General features: G+C 36.9%; 17 protein-coding genes and 1 pseudogene. 12 read left to right on the top strand and 6 right to left on the bottom strand.

Translation table 11 applies throughout. The features are described from left to right. Positions 1-2 precede the first annotated feature (2 nt). Positions 3-878, top strand: coding sequence for an N-carbamoylputrescine amidase (gene aguB / locus LG369_RS04125; protein ID WP_225750338.1), 876 nt, complete (start codon positions 3-5; stop codon positions 876-878). A 30-nt stretch (positions 879-908) separates the two neighbouring features. Here aguB and LG369_RS04120 read toward each other — a convergent pair whose 3' ends face one another. From LG369_RS04120 to LG369_RS08485, 3 genes are read right to left on the bottom strand one after another with little or no spacing between them, the layout of a single operon-like run. Next, positions 909-1,724, bottom strand: coding sequence for a TIGR03943 family putative permease subunit (locus LG369_RS04120; protein WP_225750337.1), 816 nt, complete (start codon positions 1,722-1,724; stop codon positions 909-911). Then, complete coding sequence (locus tag LG369_RS04115) at positions 1,721-2,626, bottom strand: permease (protein WP_225750336.1); 906 nt, start codon at positions 2,624-2,626, stop codon at positions 1,721-1,723. Before LG369_RS04115 ends, LG369_RS04120 begins: the two co-directional genes overlap by 4 nt. Further along, entirely contained in the window at positions 2,627-2,758 is a 132-nt protein-coding gene (locus LG369_RS08485; RefSeq protein WP_000268695.1) for an SPJ_0845 family protein, read from the bottom strand. It lies immediately after the preceding gene. 155 nt (positions 2,759-2,913) lie between these two features. Here LG369_RS08485 and LG369_RS04110 point away from each other — a divergent pair, with 155 nt between their 5' ends. From LG369_RS04110 to LG369_RS04070, 9 genes and pseudogenes are all read left to right on the top strand, one after another. Continuing rightward, positions 2,914-5,043, top strand: a complete 2,130-nt coding sequence (locus LG369_RS04110; RefSeq protein WP_225750335.1) for a Tex family protein — start codon at positions 2,914-2,916, stop codon at positions 5,041-5,043. Then, entirely contained in the window at positions 5,030-5,479 is a 450-nt protein-coding gene (locus tag LG369_RS04105) for a SprT family protein (protein WP_225750334.1), read from the top strand. Before LG369_RS04110 ends, LG369_RS04105 begins: the two co-directional genes overlap by 14 nt. Before the next feature lie 59 nt (positions 5,480-5,538). Then, positions 5,539-5,811, top strand: a complete 273-nt coding sequence (locus LG369_RS04100; RefSeq protein WP_225750333.1) for a PspC domain-containing protein — start codon at positions 5,539-5,541, stop codon at positions 5,809-5,811. Between the two features lie 341 nt (positions 5,812-6,152). Next, complete coding sequence (locus tag LG369_RS04095) at positions 6,153-6,911, top strand: ABC transporter ATP-binding protein (protein WP_225750332.1); 759 nt, start codon at positions 6,153-6,155, stop codon at positions 6,909-6,911. A gap of 1 nt (position 6,912) precedes the next feature. Beyond that, complete coding sequence (locus LG369_RS04090) at positions 6,913-8,904, top strand: ABC transporter permease (RefSeq protein ID WP_225750331.1); 1,992 nt, start codon at positions 6,913-6,915, stop codon at positions 8,902-8,904. 205 nt (positions 8,905-9,109) lie between these two features. Next, positions 9,110-11,083, top strand: a complete 1,974-nt coding sequence (locus LG369_RS04085; protein ID WP_225750330.1) for an ABC transporter permease — start codon at positions 9,110-9,112, stop codon at positions 11,081-11,083. Further along, the gene (locus LG369_RS04080; RefSeq protein ID WP_075228579.1) at positions 11,080-11,703 is read left to right on the top strand and encodes an ATP-binding cassette domain-containing protein; all 624 of its coding nucleotides are present in this window, start codon (positions 11,080-11,082) and stop codon (positions 11,701-11,703) included. Before LG369_RS04085 ends, LG369_RS04080 begins: the two co-directional genes overlap by 4 nt. Beyond that, positions 11,700-12,200 (top strand): hypothetical protein, encoded by a 501-nt coding sequence (locus LG369_RS04075; protein ID WP_070678910.1) that lies wholly within the window; start codon positions 11,700-11,702, stop codon positions 12,198-12,200. The genes LG369_RS04080 and LG369_RS04075 overlap by 4 nt, the downstream gene beginning before the upstream one ends. Before the next feature lie 565 nt (positions 12,201-12,765). Continuing rightward, positions 12,766-13,032 (top strand): annotated as a pseudogene (locus LG369_RS04070) (IS5/IS1182 family transposase); the annotation flags it as partial. Here LG369_RS04070 and LG369_RS04065 read toward each other — a convergent pair. Beyond that, the gene (locus tag LG369_RS04065) at positions 13,006-13,701 is read right to left on the bottom strand and encodes a VIT family protein (RefSeq protein ID WP_225750329.1); all 696 of its coding nucleotides are present in this window, start codon (positions 13,699-13,701) and stop codon (positions 13,006-13,008) included. The pseudogene LG369_RS04070 and the gene LG369_RS04065 overlap by 27 nt on opposite strands. Before the next feature lie 191 nt (positions 13,702-13,892). Between LG369_RS04065 and LG369_RS04060 the strand changes: the two genes are divergently transcribed. After that, on the top strand, positions 13,893-15,173 hold the full coding sequence (locus tag LG369_RS04060; RefSeq protein WP_225750495.1) for an O-acetylhomoserine aminocarboxypropyltransferase/cysteine synthase family protein: 1,281 nt from the start codon (positions 13,893-13,895) through the stop codon (positions 15,171-15,173). Between the two features lie 63 nt (positions 15,174-15,236). After that, positions 15,237-15,917, top strand: coding sequence for a RadC family protein (radC, locus tag LG369_RS04055; RefSeq protein ID WP_225750328.1), 681 nt, complete (start codon positions 15,237-15,239; stop codon positions 15,915-15,917). A 2-nt stretch (positions 15,918-15,919) separates the two neighbouring features. Here the strand turns inward: radC and LG369_RS04050 are convergent, their stop codons facing one another. After that, complete coding sequence (locus LG369_RS04050) at positions 15,920-16,432, bottom strand: hypothetical protein (protein ID WP_225750327.1); 513 nt, start codon at positions 16,430-16,432, stop codon at positions 15,920-15,922. A gap of 24 nt (positions 16,433-16,456) precedes the next feature. Beyond that, positions 16,457-17,146, bottom strand: coding sequence for a gamma-glutamyl-gamma-aminobutyrate hydrolase family protein (locus LG369_RS04045; protein ID WP_225750326.1), 690 nt, complete (start codon positions 17,144-17,146; stop codon positions 16,457-16,459).

Below are 17,146 nucleotides of genomic sequence, written 5' to 3'. Positions count from 1 at the left end.
AGATGAGAAATGTAACGGTTGCAGCTATTCAGATGCAATGTGCTAAGGATGTGGAAACAAATATCCAAACAGCTGAACGTTTAGTCCGTCAAGCTGCTGAGCAAGGAGCCCAGATCATTCTTTTACCAGAATTATTTGAACGTCCCTATTTCTGTCAGGAGCGTCAGTATGACTACTACCAGTATGCCCAGTCGGTGACAGAAAATACGGCCATTCAGCATTTTAAAGAGATCGCCAAGGAACTAAAGGTCGTTTTACCAATCAGTTTCTACGAAAAAGATGGTAATGTCTTATACAATTCCATTGCTGTCATTGATGCGGATGGAGAAGTACTAGGAGTTTATCGTAAAACTCATATACCAGATGACCATTATTATCAGGAGAAATTCTTCTTTACTCCTGGAAACACAGGCTTCAAGGTCTGGGATACTCGCTATGCCAAGATTGGTATTGGCATCTGTTGGGACCAATGGTTTCCTGAAACAGCCCGTTGCCTTGCGTTAAATGGTGCAGAATTGCTCTTTTATCCAACAGCTATTGGTTCAGAGCCGATTTTGGATACAGATAGTTGTGGTCATTGGCAACGTACCATGCAAGGACACGCAGCAGCAAATATTGTCCCAGTTATCGCAGCCAATCGTTATGGTTTAGAAGAAGTCACTCCTTGCGAGGAAAATGGAGGACAAAGTTCCAGTCTTAACTTCTACGGTTCATCCTTTATGACGGATGAAACAGGAGCTATTTTAAGTCAAGCCGAACGACAAGATGAAGCAATCCTCTTAACCACTTATGACCTTGATAAGGGAGCAAATGAGCGCCTAAATTGGGGCTTGTTTAGAGACAGAAGACCAGATATGTATAAAGATATTGTGAGATGATAACAAAAAGTAGCCCCCTCAGGCTACTTTTTAAAATTCTTTATAAACATAAGGGTTCTCAGGTTTGTCCACTTTGATGAAAGACTGGACTTCGAGTGTTGGAAGAACTTGGTTGAGTTCCTTGTGATAGTGATTCCTAATCTTACCTTTGACTCTCACCCAGGTGTTATTTTCGTACTGATTAGTGTTTCCAGTGGTCAAAAGGCCAAAAACTCCTGAATCAGCGATACAGTGCATAATACCAAAGCGAAAAACAAATTGACTATTGGTATGATTTGGATCGTTGTAGACAAAGCCAATAAACTCGATTTCCTTGCCTTCAAATTCATTTGGATAATCATAGATAGCTTCCATGACCTCCAGGTAATTTTCATCATTGATAACTATACTAGATTGAGCTAAGTATTTATCAGCACTCTTTCGAATAATATTTTCATGAGCTGTTTGTGAATAAAAGCGACTGGTATCCGGCTTAAGAAACTGACTGCTCGTTCCTTCACTTGCTTGGATTGCCTTGTCAGTTCCTTCCGACAAAGGGAAATAATATCCTTTTGCCGATACTGTTTGTGAATCCAAAGTGACAGTTGGAAATGTAAATCCAACTAACAAGGGTAAACTTAAGAGGACAAAACTAGCAAGCTTGGCTGAAAAACTATGTAAGTGACTATGTTCTTTCAAACGCTTGAGGCAAATATAGGCTTGAACGATGGCTAGTAACAAAGATAAAAACATAGTGATATAAGCCAGATAAGAGTAGTGGAGGTTTATATACTGATTGAGCTTACCTGATAGGTGCAGATAAAGGGTTAAGATAAAATAGCCAAATAAGATAAAAAATCGAATCATAGCATCACCCCGACTAGATAAGAATAGACAAGAACAATAAGAGTTACAATTGTCATGAACTGCCAAATAAAGCGAGTTTTGAGATAATTCTTCATCATGAGGAGGTTCTTGACATCAAGCATGGGACCTATAACCAGAAAGGCAAGCACTGGAGCAAAACCAAAACTAGAGAGAAGTGAAGATCCAATAAAGGCATCTGCTTCACTACAGAGTGATAGAAGGAAGGACAAGACCATCAGAAGAACAATAGCTAGTAGTGGTGTTGCGCTGATAGATGTCAGGATACGAGTTGGAACATAGACTTGGACTATGCTGGCAAAAAGACAGCCAAAGACCAAGTAACGCCCCATATCAAAGAATTCATCAATAGCTTGGATAAAGACCTGAAGTAGTTTTTGACTTTTAGTCAAGTGAGAAAAATCATGCTCATGGCAAGCCAATCTATTTTCTTTTTGGATAGGTCCCTCCCAGACAAAACCAAGAAAGATACCCAATATAGTAGCAACTAGAATCGCGCCCAAAGCTCTTAGGAAAACCATTTGAATTGAATTACCAAAGGCTGAATAAGTCGCAAAAAGTACAATAGGATTGATGATAGGAGCCGTTACTAGAAAAGGTACCGCTGTATAACTAGGAACCTTCTTTTCTAAAAAGCGATTGATAATAGGAACGATTCCACACTCACAAGAGGGAAAGAGAAAACCGATGAAGCTACCAAAAAAGATTCTCCCCAAGCGATTTTTAGGGAGAAATCTATAAACTTTTTCAGGAGTCACATAGACTTCGATAGCACCAGAAATAATGCTTCCAATCAAAACGAAGGGTAGGGCTTCAATGATGATTGATAGAAAAATAGCGCCAGCTTGTAAAATACTTGAAGGCAGACTTTGAAAAATCGTCATCTATTTTTTCTTTTCTGCCTTATCTTTCTTTTCTTTGTCATCTGGAAATGTTACTTGCTTTAAATCAGGTAGTTTAGCGAATTCTTCGAACATCTTATCTAAGTCATCAGTTTTTGTAAATTTAACAGCCATAAGGCATACCTCGATTCTTTTAGTTAACACTATTATACTATTATTTCTGAGAAATAGTTGGATTTTAAAATAAACATGGCTTTTATCTTTATAAAGTTGAATGAAAGCATCAAATTAATGAAAACAAGCTTTCGCGCTTATGGTATAATAGTTTCATGGATAAAAAATATGAAAAAATTTCCCAAGATTTGGGTGTAACTTTAAAGCAGATTGATACTGTCTTGTCTTTGACAGCAGAAGGAGCAACTATCCCCTTTATCGCCCGTTATCGGAAAGATATGACCGGAAGTCTAGATGAGGTAGCCATTAAGGCTATTATCGACCTCAATAAGAGTTTAACTGCTCTAAATGATCGTAAGGAAGCGGTCTTGGCAAAAATCAAAGAGCAAGGCAAGCTAACAAAGGAATTGGAGGAAGCAATTTTATCAGCTGAAAAACTCGCAGATGTAGAAGAACTCTATTTTCCCTATAAGGAGAAACGTCGCACCAAGGCAACGATTGCGCGTGAGGCTGGACTTTTTCCACTTGCTCGTTTAATTTTACAAAATGTTTCTAACCTAGAAAAAGAAGCAGAAGCATATGTCTGTGAAGGTTTCGAAACTCCTCAAGAAGCTTTGGCTGGGGCTGTAGACATCTTGGTTGAAGCACTATCCGAGGATGTTCATTTACGTTCAATGACCTATCAAGAGGTACTTAGACGCTCTAAGATTACTTCTCAAGTCAAAGATGAGAGTCTTGATGAAAAACAAGTCTTTCAGATTTATTACGATTTTTCAGAAACAGTTGCTAACATGCAAGGTTACCGTACGCTTGCCCTTAATCGCGGTGAGAAGCTAGGCATTTTGAAAATTGGCTTTGAGCATGCGACTGATCGTATTCTATCTTTCTTTAGTGTTCGTTTTAAAGTTAAGAATGCTTATATTGATGAAGTTATTCAGCAATCTGTTAAGAAAAAAGTCTTACCAGCTATCGAGCGCCGTATCCGTACAGAATTAACAGAAAAGGCAGAAGAAGGAGCTATTCAACTCTTCTCAGAAAACCTTCGAAATCTTCTCCTTGTTGCTCCTCTTAAAGGGCGCGTGGTCCTTGGATTTGACCCTGCCTTTCGTACAGGTGCCAAGCTTGCAGTCGTTGATGCGACCGGGATGATGCTGACAACACAAGTCATTTATCCCGTCAAACCAGCTTCAGCTCGTCAGATTGAAGAAGCAAAGAGAGATTTGGCAGATTTAATTGGCCAATATGGTGTGGAAATCATTGCTATCGGTAATGGTACTGCTAGTCGTGAGAGCGAAGCCTTCGTCGCTGAAGTACTTAAAGATTTTCCTGAGGTCTGCTATGTCATTGTAAATGAGAGCGGTGCATCTGTCTACTCAGCTAGTGAACTTGCTCGTCAAGAGTTTCCAGAGTTAACTGTTGAAAAACGTTCTGCTATTTCTATTGCTCGTCGCTTGCAAGACCCACTTGCTGAATTGGTTAAAATTGATCCCAAATCCATCGGTGTCGGTCAGTATCAGCACGATGTTAGTCAGAAAAAACTGTCTGAAAGTCTGGACTTTGTTGTTGATACAGTAGTTAACCAAGTCGGTGTTAATGTCAATACAGCTAGTCCAGCCTTACTTTCACACGTAGCTGGTCTTAACAAAATAATCTCTGAAAATATCGTGAAGTACCGTGAAGAAGAAGGCAAAATCACTTCACGCGCCCAAATCAAGAAAGTTCCTCGTTTAGGTGCTAAAGCCTTTGAACAGGCTGCAGGTTTCCTCCGTATTCCTGAAAGTAGCAATATCCTTGATAACACAGGTGTTCACCCGGAAAACTATGCCGCAGTGAAAGAACTCTTCAAACGATTGGATATTAAAGCCCTAAACGAAGAAGCAAAAGCTAAGCTCAAATCTGTTTCTATTAAAGAAATGGCGCAAGAATTAGACCTTGGTCAAGAAACACTTAAAGATATTATTGCTGATCTTCTCAAACCAGGTCGTGATTTCCGTGATTCTTTTGATGCTCCAGTCCTTCGTCAGGATGTCTTAGATATAAAAGACTTAAAAGTCGGACAAAAGCTTGAGGGAGTTGTGCGCAACGTCGTTGACTTCGGTGCCTTTGTTGATATCGGTATCCATGAGGACGGTCTCATTCACATCTCTCACATGAGTAAGAAATTTATCAAGCATCCGAGTCAAGTCGTATCTGTAGGGGATTTGGTAACTGTTTGGGTGAAGAAAATCGATGTCCAACGCGAAAAAGTAAATCTGTCGCTCCTTGCTCCAGATGAATCTAACTGATTACGTTAAACGAGTCTCTTTAAAAGACTTCGGAAAACCTTTCAAACACCAAGCTCAATGGAATACTCGTCTGAGGTCGACAGGTGGACGATTTTTCCCTAAGGATGGTCATTTGGATTTTAATCCTAAAGTCTATCAAGAGCTAGGGTTAGAAGTTTTTCGGAAGATTGTCCGTCACGAACTCTGTCATTATCATCTCTATTATGAGGGAAAAGGTTATAAGCATAAAGATTTAACCTTTAAGGAACTGTTAAAAGAAGTGGACGGTCTCCGCTTTGTTCCTCCCTTATCAAGCACTCGTCAAAAACCAGTTTTGGTTTATAAGTGTCACTCTTGTGGCCAAGCCTATCAGAGAAAACGTCGAATTGATACAAAACGTTATCGATGTGGTCTTTGTCATGGGAAGCTCATCCTACAAAATCAGCCCAAGGACTGATGCAGGGAGCTTTAGTTCATGTTATACTTACTTCAAGAATACCGAAAGAGGTACAAATCATGAATAAAAATTTTTATAAAATGAGACGAAATCGTATGATATCAGGAGTTCTTGCTGGACTATCTGATAGATGGGATCTTGATGTGACACTGGTGCGCTTCATTTTCGCTATCTTTACAATCGCAAATTTTGGACTCGGAATCATCATCTACATTATCCTAGCTTCGATCCTACCAACAAAAGAAGACATCGAAGCTGAAATGTATGGAACAGGCCCACGCAAGATCAAAGAAGCCCAACCTATCAATGATGACGATGGTTGGTTTTGGTAACCATCTTACCATTCATTTGAAGTATTAAACCCTTGTAGTATCAAGGGTTTTTCTTTTGCTTAAAAATTTGTGGTAAACTAATAGTAGTTCATTTCAAAAAAATAATCCAATCTTACAAAAATGTAAGATTACAGACCTCTTTTGTAAGGTTATGTTATGGAACCAACTCTTTTTTTAGAGTACACTTATATCAGAAAGATAAAGTAGCAAAACTATGAAAAATATTTTACAAAAGAAACATACAAGTAAACCAAGTCCAAAAGAGATCGAGCGAGTTCAGCTCGGTTGCGCTATTATGCAGGCTCAGTTTCAATTAATGGGATATTAAAAAGGAGATTATCATGACACTATTAGATGTAAAACACGTACAAAAAATTTATAAAACTCGTTTCCAAGGCAACCAAGTAGAAGCCCTGAAAGATATTCATTTTACTGTAGAAAAAGGCGACTATGTTGCCATTATGGGTGAGTCTGGTTCTGGGAAATCAACCCTACTCAATATTCTCGCCATACTTGACAAACCAACTCGTGGTCAGGTTTTCCTAAACGGAACTGACACAGCGACCATTAAAAATTCTGAAGCCTCAAGCTTCCGTCGTGAAAAATTAGGCTTTGTCTTCCAAGACTTTAATTTGTTAGATACGCTTTCTGTTAAAGACAATATCTTACTCCCTTTGGTATTGTCTAGAAAGCCTATTACAGAAATGATGAAAAAATTGGTGGTGACTGCTGAAAATCTTGGCATCAATCAATTGCAGGAGAAGTACCCTTATGAAATCTCTGGGGGGCAAAAACAACGTGTAGCAGTAGCACGCGCCATCATCACAGAACCAGAAATTCTTCTTGCTGACGAGCCAACAGGAGCTCTAGACTCTAAATCATCTGCAGCACTGCTTGATATTTTCGATCAGATCAACGAACAAGGACAGACCATTCTCATGGTGACCCACTCAACAGCAGCAGCTAGCCGTGCTAAACGTGTCCTTTTCATCAAGGACGGCATTCTTTACAATCAAATCTACCGTGGTGAAAAGACTGATCGTCAGATGTTCCAAGAGATCTCTGACACCTTGACTGTTATGGCAAGTGAGGTGAACTAGTATGTTTCGATTAACCAATAAGTTGGCCATATCCAACTTAATCAAAAACCGCAAACTCTATTACCCTTTTGCTCTGTCTGTCATTTTGGCAGTCACTATTAGCTATCTCTTTTATTCCCTAGCCTTTAATCCTAAAATTGGTGATTTGCGTGGTGCATCTGCTATACAATTTACCCTACAACTAGGTCTTATCGTAGTGACACTCGCATCTGCCATTATCGTGCTTTATGCCAATAGTTTTGTCATGAAAAATCGCTCCAAAGAACTGGGTGTATATGGCATGTTGGGCTTAGAAAAACGCCATTTGATTGGTATGACCTTCAAGGAACTCTTGATTTTTGGGCTAGTAACAGTCACTGCTGGGATTGGGATTGGTGCCCTCTTTGACAAACTCATCTTTGCTTTATTGCTTAAACTTGCAAAGATGAAGGTAGAGCTAGTCGCAACCTTTCAATGGTCCGTAGTGCTTTCAATCCTTCTGGTATTCGGTTTTATCTTTTTAGTCATCGTTTTCTTAAACGCTATACGTATCATCCGTATGGATGCTCTGCAACTCTCTCGTGAGAAAGCAAAAGGGGAGAAGAAGGGCCGTTTCCTAGTTCTTCAGACACTTGTAGGGCTAATTGCACTAGGTAGTGGCTACTATCTAGCGCAAAGCGTAAAAGATCCAGTTTCAGCAACCCTTACTTTCTTTATAGCAGTCATGTTGGTCATAGTTGCGACCTATCTTTTATTCAATGCGGGTATTACAGTTTTCTTACAGTTACTCAAGAAAAACAAAAGATATTACTACAAACCTAATAACCTAATCTCTGTTTCTAACCTCATCTTTCGTATGAAGAAAAATGCTGTCGGTTTAGCAACCATTGCCATTCTTTCAACTATGGTTTTGGTTACCATGTCAGCAGCAACCAGTATCTACAACGGATCTGAAAATATAAAAAATATTATGTATCCTCATGATTTTGATGTTAAGGGAAATAATATTGAAGTTGAGGATTTAGACAAACTTTTGACTCAATATGCCAGCGAAAAGAACTTAACGATTAGCAACAAAGATGTTCTTAGATATGCCAGCTTTGGTCTTTCCAGTCAAGATGGAACTAAATTAACTACCTTTGAAAAAGGGCAAAACAGTGAATTGCCTAAGACGGTTTTTCTAGTTTTTGATCAAAAAGACTACGAAAAAATGACTGGACAAAAGCTAAATCTTATCGGTAATGAGGTCGCTCTTTGGGCTAAAAATGACCAACTAAAAGGTCAGAAATCATTTAGTCTTAACAGTCAGGAGTATAGTATCAAGCAAGAAATCCAGCAAGATTTTTTAGCTAACCATGTTTCCAATCTCTATATCCTTTTAGTTTCAGATTTTAACTACCTAGTTGTACCAGATCTTCAAAGCTTTTTGGATCAGTACCAAGATTCTGCTGTCTACACTCAGTTCTACGGTGGTATGGATGTCACCGCAAGTCTAGAGGAACAGTTAAAACTAGCTGATGATTTTGATGAGTATGTAAATAATTTTAGCCATAATCTCAAGAGTGAAGATGCTATGGTTTACGGGGGTAATGGTTCAAGTGATGCAATTGCCCAAATGAATGCTCTCTATGGAGGGGTTCTCTTTATCGGTATTTTCCTCTCTATCATCTTTATGATAGGTACTGTACTGGTTATCTACTATAAACAAATCTCAGAAGGTTATGAAGACCGTGAACGCTTTGTCATCCTGCAAAAGGTTGGTTTGGATCAAAAACAAATCAAGCAAACCATTAACAAGCAGGTTTTGACTGTCTTCTTCCTCCCTGTAATCTTTGCCTTCCTACACCTTGCTTTTGCCTATCACATGTTGAGTTTGATTCTCAAGGCTATTGGTGGTGTGGATACAGCTATGATGTTAAGTGTAACACTTTCCATTTGTGGTATCTTTGCTTTAGTCTATGTCCTAATTTTTATGATTACTTCAAGAAGTTATCGCAAGATTGTTCAAATATAATAAGAAGTGTTTGTCAAGGAATCATAGTATTAACCCCAACGAATATTTTGGGAACGTTAAAGTTCACGATAAAAAAGATTATTGATAGACATTTCAAGAAAAAATCTTGAAACGATGTTCGCTTAAATGCATATTGGGATTATTATGGATTCTAAAAATAATTTATGAAAACAAGAGTCCCAATGAAAAGATATGGTAAGTGCTTATGAAATTAAAATTATGTATCATTGGATTCTTCTTTTGTTTGATTGCTGCAATTGGTCTGGTCACTATTAGCGATACCGAAACGCCCATACCTTTACCAATTGATGGTGCTTTTTCTATTCAAGGGAAAAGCAATCTTTCTAATAACGAAATTTACGAAATGATTCGTGACCTATCAAAAACGGAAAAAGTTACCATTTACAAGCCGATTGTTCAGAGTTCGGGTCAGTTGAAGTATGTAAATTTCGATGATGCAAACAATGAACAGTTAAAGTCAGTACCGATAATAGGGATGTATTACACCCTTGGGGAAATGGATGTAGACAGTTTGAAACCACTTACGATGACAGGACTGCAAACTGTATATATGACTTATCCTTGGTATATAGGAGGAATCTTACAATTCACTGGAACTTTAAGAATACTGTTAATGGGTTCCATTTACTTAACTTTATTAGTTGTTTTATTCGTTGTTAGGACGAGGCAGATCAAAGAAGGAGTGATACGACGTTCTTTGGGCTTGCCTGTATACGATCTAAGAAGAGAGTATGTCATTTCTCTTATTTTTGAACTGATTATGATGGCTTTATTGATGATTTCTTACAGTTATTTTTTTGGGAATGGTTTCTTCACCTATAGTTCTAAGTTATTTTTCTCTCTGCTTTTAACGAATTTTATACTATTTCAAATCATTGATCTCATCACCTTTGTTTTATTTTGGTTGACGATTCAGATTGAAAAGCCCATTGAAATTATCAAAAACAAGGCGAAAAACAAGCTTATTTTTGTCGTATGGCTTGCCATTATTTCGATTATTATCGTTGTATCAGGAATTTTTTTACAAGAAACAAAGAGTAGCCAATCCAGTATTAACATACAGATACAGAATTTAGTACCATGGGACACAGTGAAAGACTGGAGAAGGATTGAGTTCCTTGGAATTGAAAATAACTCTGCTAAAAATGGAGAAGTAAGTGATTCGGATGGTCAGTATCTACAGATAGCTGCTTCCTTAAAAAACTTAGATTATTTATATATAGAACGATCCTCGGCCTATGTTCCAGATACATCTCATGCTTTAGAAGACTTTTCTAAACAATTAGAAAATGATGGAATAACGAACCCAGAAATAAATAAAGATCTGATTTATATCAATCAAACAGGTGCTAACTTACAAAATAAAGTGAATGGAACAAACTATCATCTTTTAGATAATAAGATAGCAACCATCTATATTCCTGAGAAATGGAAAGAAAACCAGAAATCTATTGAAAATACAGTTGTAGCAGAACAATTTATTGGAACAAACTATACAAAAGAAGAGCTTGCAGTACAAATAATTCCTGATGGGGAAAAAATTTTTTATTTCAATGAGGATGCTGATGATAATCATAAAATGAAAGAGTTTTTACCGATCGCAAGTGTAGCAGATAGTAAAGATAATATTGTTGTTGTGTTAGATACGGACAAAATGATTGAAAACAACCAGTTTTCTTTAGCTAGTAATATAACACATAAGTCTCTTTTTAGTCCTGAAGCGGTAAAGAAAATAAATGAGATGGCTAGCCAGTTGAATGTTTCAATGAATCCAGTAGATGTTTACCAAATTGTGAAATTAAAGATCCAGTCCTTAGAGCACCAAATTCTACTGTCACAAATCTTGCAGAAGATAATTTACAGTATTGTCTTTATACTCATTTATCAATATGTCCAACTTTATATTGCCCTAAAACAGAATGAATATGTGAAGAAAATCATTTTGGGTCTGTCAAAAACATATATAGCAATTTCAAGTCTCAAGTATTTTATGATGACTATTACAATGGTTATCCTATTTACATTTCTTATGACAGGTCAAATAGAGTTGCTATATATTGGTCTTGCTTCTCTGCTGGTTTTGATGTTGTCAATAATCATGAGTTTTAGAAAATTATCTGAAAGCTATACTAAAATTTTAAAAGGAGATGAAACATGACAATTGACCTTTTGAACGTTTCAAAAAGTTTCGGCTCAAAGAAGATCTTTACAGACTTAAATTTAAGATTTGAATCTGGAAAAAGTTATGCATTGATTGGAGGTTCCGGATCTGGTAAAAGCACCCTTCTTAATATTATAGGAAGATTAGAAAAAATTGATAGTGGGAATGTTTTAGTTGATAAACAGGATATTTGGAAGATAAAAGAAAGAACTTTTTTTAAAAATACTGTTGGATATGTATTTCAAAATTATTCTTTAATCGAAAACAAAACAGTATATGATAATTTGAAACTTATCACTAAAGACAAAAAAACAATAACTGATGTACTTGAAAAAGTAGGACTGTCAAGTGACTATTTACATCAAAAAATATATGAATTGTCTGGAGGGCAGGCTCAACGTGTAGCTATTGCTAGAATGTTAATGAAACCACGTAAAATTATCTTAGCAGATGAACCCACAGGAGCTTTAGATGGTGAGATTGGAAAAGAAATTATTCGTTTATTATTGAATGAAAGAGATGAAGACAAATATGTTATTATAGCGACGCATGATCCAGCTGTCTATAATAAAGTTGATGTGATCATTGATATGAAAGATATAGGGGATAATGTATGAAAAAGATAATTTATATTGCTTTGATCTTTGTAGCTGGGTTACTTGCCTTCTTCTTTTTTAGAAAACAAATGATCTCAAAAGAGAATACCAATAAACCAACGTTGGAGTTAACAGTTTTTACGGTTTCTTCTAGTGATACAGAAAAATGGAATAAAGTGAAACAAGTAGAAACGGAAGAAGCTACATACATCATAACTGTGAAAGAAGTAGCGTCTTCAGAAGAAGTATTTTCAAACATCATTGCAAATGGTGCTGCTTCTGGGTTCGGAGTTCGTGAAGAAGAAGTGAAGCAATTTAATAATAATTTAGGAGACACTATTGAGGACTCTAAGCATAATAAACTCATTGGAATAGAATTTTTTACTTTTTCTAATGCTGACGAGGGATTTGTAGTAGCAAATTTTGACTACGGTAATGAAGAGTTGAATTCTCAGAAAAAAGATATAAAAGTGGTATATAAAAAAATATATGAATCTTTTAAAGAAAAAAGTAAGTGATTGCGATTTATTTGCCTGTTTTGATAGAAAAAAAGTCAATTTATAATCCTAGTATTTTATCTTAATACTCGCGCTTTTTAGTTGATAAAACTTACAAATAGTCCTGAAGAAAACAATGACATTCAGTTTACTTATATGTATCATGTGCATACAAAGTTAGGTCCATCGCATCATCAATTTATGTTTATCAATAATTGAGCAGTTGTTGCATCATTTGATTTTTCAGAGGACCAGTGCAGTTTTTTCTTACAGAATACCTTTCTCATGCCATGGTTTATAATTACAGTAACAAAAAACACTTAGGCAATCATGAAAATGTTTAGAGGTTCTAACATAAATAAGTTGAGTTTGGAAGTAATTCTGTTCTGTTATATTCTAACAACTCATGAATATTAAATGATTAGTTTATTTGTTGACAGTATCCCAAGTCAAATGTTTCTATAGGAAAATTCTCATACTGGTTGCCCTAGATTTCATCCAACTATGTTTATGAAGATGCACTGTTTACCCATGCTCTTCAAGTGTTATCTGTAAGTAAATTCGTTCTAATTAACTGTGATAATGTAGAGTAAAGATTGTTTTTTTCCTGCGAAGAGTTCATATTAGAGGCAAACAAGCCATTCAAACAGAGTTAGGATTCACCTTCATGACTATAATTCTAGCAAAATTGGCCAATAGTTTAGACTCTAAAAGGTTAACTATTCAAAAACCACACAGTATTTCTTTCGGCTTGATGCTATTCAAGCTTGAAATCACTGTGTGGTTTTATTTTAAAGCTAGTTTTTACCCAGCATCAATTTTTAACTTAAATACTAAACAACTGACCCAATAAATAGGTAACTCCCATGGTTAAAAGACCGATACAAAGGTTACGAATCATTGCTGTTTTGGTTGGGGCTTTCCCGAGTTTGGCACTGGTGTAACCTGTAATCAATAGAGAAATCGCAACGATAAAAACAGTAGCAGGGATTCGATAGTCACTTGGAAAGATGGTAATGGAAAGCATCGGTGGTAAACTACCAAGAACAAAAGCGATGAAGCTAGATGCTGCAGCATGCCAAGGATTGGTAAACTCTTCATACTCGATTCCGTATTTTTCTTCAACTAAAGCTTTAAGTGGATTTTTAAGAAAAGCTTTATTGACTAAAAGTTGAGCAGAAGTTTCACACTCACCATTTTGAAGATAAGCAGCATAAAGAGATTTCTTTGCGGCCTCGATATCCTTAACCAAAAGTAATTGTTCACGGGCTACAGCGGCTTCCTCAGTGTCTTTTTGAGTAGATACCGAAACATATTCACCTCCAGCCATAGAGAAGGCACCCGCTAAGATGGCAGCCAAACCTGAAAGAAAGATTATCCAGATATTGCTGGTTGCACTGGCAACCCCGATAACAACTCCAGCGATGGAAATGATCCCGTCATTGGCTCCGAGCACACCAGCACGCAAAATATTTAAACGACCAGCGAAGTTTGAATCAATTTCATGTGTAATTTCTGACATAGTCTTCTCCTTTATATCCATTATAAAGTATAGGAATAGCGAATACAAACTTTTTAAACTATCTGAAAAAAGTTTTTCAATTCTAATAAATGCCATAGCTGTTGCTTATGCTAATATATAACAAATTTGTATTTGTAACTGACTGCCATAGATGATACAATTAATTTAATGAAATCTTTGGAGGTCTGATGATGACTCGTGAATTTAAATTTGAAACTCTTCAATTGCATGCAGGGCAAGTGGTAGATGCTACTACCAAGTCTCGTGCTGTCCCTATTTATCAAACAACATCTTTTGTATTTGAAGATACACAGGAGGGTGCAGACCTTTTTGCCCTTCAAAAAGCTGGAAATATCTATACTCGTATTACCAATCCAACAACTTCAGCCTTTGAAGAGCGTATTGCAGCACTAGAAGGCGGTGTAGGTGCGCTGGCCACAGCTTCTGGAATGGCAGCTCTTACTTATACTATCCTTGGACTTGCTCACGCAGGTGATCATGTTGTTGCAGCTTCAACTATCTACGGTGGTACCTTTAACCTGTTGAAAGAAACCCTTCCTCGATACGGAATTACCACAACATTTGTAGATATTGATCATTTAGAAGAGGTGGAAGCAGCGATTAAAGACAATACAAAACTTGTTTTGATTGAAACTTTGGGTAATCCAGTTATCAACATTCCTGATATCGAAAAAATAGCCGAAATTGCTCATAAACACCAAATTCCTTTAGTTTCTGACAATACATTTGCAACACCATATCTCATTAATGTCTTTTCACACGGTGTAGATATCTCAGTTCACTCGGCAACTAAATTTATCGGTGGACACGGTACAACTATTGGCGGTGTCATTGTTGATAGTGGTAAATTTGACTGGGCTGCTTCAGGGAAATTCCCTCAATTCGTCAATGAAGATCCAAGCTACCATAATTTAAGCTATACTCGAGATGTAGGTGCTGCAGCCTTTATCGTTGCTGCTCGCGTGCAATTGCTTCGCGATATGGGAGCTGCCCTTTCACCATTTAACTCATTCTTGCTCCTACAAGGTCTTGAGACACTATCTCTCCGTGTTGAACGTCATGTTCAAAATGCTGAGAAAATCGTTGATTTCCTTGTGAACCATCCAAAAGTTGAAAAAGTCAATTATCCAAAATTAGCTGATAGCCCTTACCATGCCTTGGCGGAGAAATATTTACCAAAAGGTGTTGGTTCAATCTTTACCTTCCACGTTAAAGGCGGAGAAGCAGAAGCTCGTAAGGTGATTGATAGCTTAGAAATCTTTTCAAACCTAGCCAATGTGGCAGATGCCAAATCATTGGTCGTTCATCCAGCAACTACAACGCATGCTCAGTTGTCTGACTCTGATCTAGAAGCAGCAGGAGTAACTAAAAATCAAATCCGACTTTCAATCGGTCTTGAAAATGTCGATGATTTGATTGAAGATTTGCGTCTTGCACTTGAAAAAATATAAGAATAACTAGTTTTTATGAAATTAAGTATCCTTCTCACGAATAATAAAGTGAGGAGGATTTTTATGTATAGTATTTCATTTCAAGAAGATTCACTTTTACCAAGAGAGAGACTAGTCAAAGAAGGAGTAGAAGTGCTCAGCAACCAAGAATTACTGGCAATATTACTAAGGACAGGCACAAAACAGGCCAATGTTTTTGAAATAGCACAGAAGGTCTTAAATCAGCTGACTTGTTTAACTGACCTCAAAAGAATGAGTCTACAAGAATTGCAGACTCTATCGGGTATTGGACGTGTTAAGGCTATCGAATTACAAGCCGTTATTGAATTAGGCTACCGTATCCATAAAAGGGAAACAGTGGAAATGGAGAGTATTCTTAGCAGTCGTAAATTAGCTAAAAAGATGCAGTCTGAGCTTGGAGATAAAAAACAAGAGCACCTAGTGGCGCTCTATCTGAATACTCAAAATCAAATCATTCACCAGCAGACTATTTTTATCGGGTCTGCCACGAGAAGCATTGCTGAACCCAGAGAAATTCTCCACTATGCTTTGAAGCATATGGCAACATCTGTGATTCTGGTTCATAACCATCCATCAGGAGCAGTAGTTCCTAGCCCCAATGATGATCATGTTACGAAGCTTGTTAAAGAAGCTTGTGAATTAATGGGATTGGTTTTATTGGACCATTTAATTGTCTCTCATTCTGATTATTTTAGTTACCGCGAGAAGACGGACTTGATATAGGATTATTTTTTGAAGTTTAGGGGACCCTGCTCAAACGCTTGTAAAGCATAGGAGTCAACTTCGTTCATATCAATTTTAGGAAGAGGATCAATTGTAGGGACTAGCAACTTTTCTTGCACGATAAAGTCAATAATAGCATTGAAGTCTTCAATTTTATAATACTTTTTTGAGTGGATCAAGATATCTCTGTAAAAAACAAGCGAAGAACGAAATCTGCCTTTAAATTTAGCATCTGCCTTTTTACAAAATGGTTTTGCCTTTTTAGACCATTCTTTGAGTTGCTTTTGTTTTTCTTTTTGAGAAAGTTTATCAAAATTCTCTTTATCCTTAGAAAATGATTGATAACTTTCAGCTGTTAAAAGTCTGTATAGATTAGAAAGTTGAAAGCAAACCTCAATTTTCTTTTCCTTATAGGTTGAGAAATGATCAAATTCCTTGCTCTTAACAGATGAGAAAACAAGAACATCTAAATCTTTCAAAAGGTCATGAGTAGAAGGTGGGGTAAGTTCATTCATAATTAATTAACTAATTTATCCAATTTATAATTCATTAACGACATAGTCGAAAAGTGTTTTATCTTTGGGGCGATTTTCAAAGAGAAATTCAGGATGCCATTGAACACCAAGATAAGGAAAGCCGTTCGTAGTTGTTACAGCCTCGATAATACCATCTTTAGGATCATGTGCTACAACCTTAAGATTAGGAGCTAAATCTTTGATGCTCTGATGGTGGAAAGAATTGATATGAGAGATTTCTCCATAGATTTCTCTTAGAATAGTATCTGGTTCGGTGACAAGTCGCTGAGTAGTGTATTCAGCGGAAGTATCTTGCCAATGATCTTCGATATCTTGATAAAGAGACCCGCCCATGGCTACGTTAAAAAGTTGAGTACCACGACAAACAGAAAAAATTGGTTTCTTTTGCTTGATTGCTTCTTTAATGAGGGCTAACTCAAAAATATCACGTTGAAGGTGGTAATCGTCGCTATCAATAGCTTTGGGCTCACCATAGTATTTAGGGTCAACGTTTTGTCCACCAGTTAAAATAAGTTTATCAATTAAACTAATGTAGTAACCGGCCATTTCTTCATCACCAATTGGTAGGATAATGGGGATACCTCCAGCTTCCTTAACTCCTTCAACAAAGCCTTTGGCAGCATAACTCATCATAAGCTCATCGTCTGGATGGGCTTTTTCGTTTCCTGTAATCCCAATAACTGGTTTTTTCAT

The organism is Streptococcus sp. Marseille-Q4154 (assembly GCF_916700545.1).
In the GTDB taxonomy this organism is placed as follows: Bacteria; Bacillota; Bacilli; order Lactobacillales; family Streptococcaceae; genus Streptococcus; species Streptococcus infantis_I.
Note: the sequence above shows the minus strand (reverse complement) of the source record. Positions and strands in the feature narration are given on the sequence as shown.

Bases quoted from the DNA above. Each gene is read 5' to 3' on its own strand.
- aguB (WP_225750338.1), top strand. From the start codon at position 3: ATGAGAAATGTAACGGTTGCAGCTATTCAGATGCAATGTGCTAAGGAT.
- LG369_RS04050 (WP_225750327.1), bottom strand. From the start codon at position 16,432: ATGAATGAACTTACCCCACCTTCTACTCATGACCTTTTGAAAGATTTA.
- LG369_RS04120 (WP_225750337.1), bottom strand. From the start codon at position 1,724: ATGATTCGATTTTTTATCTTATTTGGCTATTTTATCTTAACCCTTTAT.
- LG369_RS04085 (WP_225750330.1), top strand. From the start codon at position 9,110: ATGAAATTAAAATTATGTATCATTGGATTCTTCTTTTGTTTGATTGCT.
- LG369_RS04065 (WP_225750329.1), bottom strand. From the start codon at position 13,701: ATGTCAGAAATTACACATGAAATTGATTCAAACTTCGCTGGTCGTTTA.
- radC (WP_225750328.1), top strand. From the start codon at position 15,237: ATGTATAGTATTTCATTTCAAGAAGATTCACTTTTACCAAGAGAGAGA.
- LG369_RS04100 (WP_225750333.1), top strand. From the start codon at position 5,539: ATGAATAAAAATTTTTATAAAATGAGACGAAATCGTATGATATCAGGA.
- LG369_RS04115 (WP_225750336.1), bottom strand. From the start codon at position 2,626: ATGACGATTTTTCAAAGTCTGCCTTCAAGTATTTTACAAGCTGGCGCT.
- LG369_RS04105 (WP_225750334.1), top strand. From the start codon at position 5,030: ATGAATCTAACTGATTACGTTAAACGAGTCTCTTTAAAAGACTTCGGA.
- LG369_RS04110 (WP_225750335.1), top strand. From the start codon at position 2,914: ATGGATAAAAAATATGAAAAAATTTCCCAAGATTTGGGTGTAACTTTA.
- LG369_RS04075 (WP_070678910.1), top strand. From the start codon at position 11,700: ATGAAAAAGATAATTTATATTGCTTTGATCTTTGTAGCTGGGTTACTT.
- LG369_RS04060 (WP_225750495.1), top strand. From the start codon at position 13,893: ATGACTCGTGAATTTAAATTTGAAACTCTTCAATTGCATGCAGGGCAA.
- LG369_RS04045 (WP_225750326.1), bottom strand. From the start codon at position 17,146: ATGAAAAAACCAGTTATTGGGATTACAGGAAACGAAAAAGCCCATCCA.
- LG369_RS04095 (WP_225750332.1), top strand. From the start codon at position 6,153: ATGACACTATTAGATGTAAAACACGTACAAAAAATTTATAAAACTCGT.
- LG369_RS08485 (WP_000268695.1), bottom strand. From the start codon at position 2,758: ATGGCTGTTAAATTTACAAAAACTGATGACTTAGATAAGATGTTCGAA.
- LG369_RS04080 (WP_075228579.1), top strand. From the start codon at position 11,080: ATGACAATTGACCTTTTGAACGTTTCAAAAAGTTTCGGCTCAAAGAAG.
- LG369_RS04090 (WP_225750331.1), top strand. From the start codon at position 6,913: ATGTTTCGATTAACCAATAAGTTGGCCATATCCAACTTAATCAAAAAC.